This is a genomic window from Methylobacterium bullatum (assembly GCF_014845095.1).
Lineage (GTDB): Bacteria > Pseudomonadota > Alphaproteobacteria > Rhizobiales > Beijerinckiaceae > Methylobacterium > Methylobacterium bullatum.
Genome location: NZ_NKUG01000308.1, coordinates 1 through 536, shown reverse-complemented (window position 1 = coordinate 536; position 536 = coordinate 1). Strand labels below are relative to the sequence as shown.

The following is a 536-nucleotide window of genomic DNA, read 5'->3' as shown; positions in this document are numbered from 1 at the left end:
AAGGTCGAGGAGATCGTGGCGCCGCTCTGCACCAAGATCGGCTGGTCCTCGGCGTTCAAGTCGACGCGCATCGAGGACTGGGCGCGGCGCAACGGCGTCGAGTTCATCGGCGTCTCGCCGACCTTCCCCGGTGGTTTCTTCAAGATCCTGAGGATGCGGAAGCCCGGCTGATCCGGCCCGGCGAAGCGGGGACATGACACGCAACTCGAGCGGCGTCCTCCGCCGCGCCCTGCGGTGGCTTCCGATCCTCGCCCTCGTGGCCATCTCGCTGGGCGTCCTCATTTCCGGCGCCCCGCACCTTCTCAGCCTCGACCGCCTGCTGTCCTATCGCGCAACGCTGATGGAGGCTGTGGCCGAGAACCGGTCGCGAGCCATCGGGGTCGCCTACCTCGTCTATATCGGCTGCGTGATCGTGTCCGTGCCGGCCTCGCTGGTGCTGACCATCCTGTCGGGTTTCCTGTTCGGGGCCGCCACAGGCGCGGGGATCGCCCTCGTCTCGGCGACGACCGGTGCGGCCATCGTCTTCTCCATCGGCC

General features: G+C 68.1%; 2 pseudogenes. Both read left to right on the top strand.

The window, feature by feature from the left end:
- Positions 1–171: pseudogene (locus MBTS_RS24185) on the top strand (SAM-dependent methyltransferase); the annotation flags it as partial.
- 22 nt (positions 172–193) lie between these two features.
- A pseudogene (locus MBTS_RS23340) lies at positions 194–536 on the top strand (TVP38/TMEM64 family protein); the annotation flags it as partial.